Source organism: Planococcus sp. RAB007_Raresut (genome assembly GCF_057369535.1).
Genome location: NZ_JBXYIF010000203.1, coordinates 1 through 251 on the forward strand (window position 1 = coordinate 1; position 251 = coordinate 251).

General features: G+C 49.0%; 1 pseudogene. It reads left to right on the forward strand.

Annotated features, from left to right (window positions below):
- Positions 1–251, forward strand: a pseudogene (locus tag AC2Q9J_RS18280) (NAD(P)-dependent alcohol dehydrogenase); the annotation flags it as partial.

A 251-nucleotide genomic window follows, 5' to 3' on the forward strand; every position in this document is an offset into this window, starting at 1 on the left:
CGAAGCATTACGGCGTGCATGTCACAGCAGTTTGCCACGTGCGAAACGTTGAACTTGTAAAGCGACTTGGGGCTGATGTGGTCGTCGATTACACGAAAGAGGGGTACGAACTTGAATTAAATACGTATGATGTGGTCTTTGATGGCTCAGGGAAAATCGATATACGATTAGCGAAAGCCCATGTGAGCGATAACGGGGCCTTCAGTTCTGTTGCGGGGCAAGGACCAGCCAGTGAACGTAAAGAGGATTTG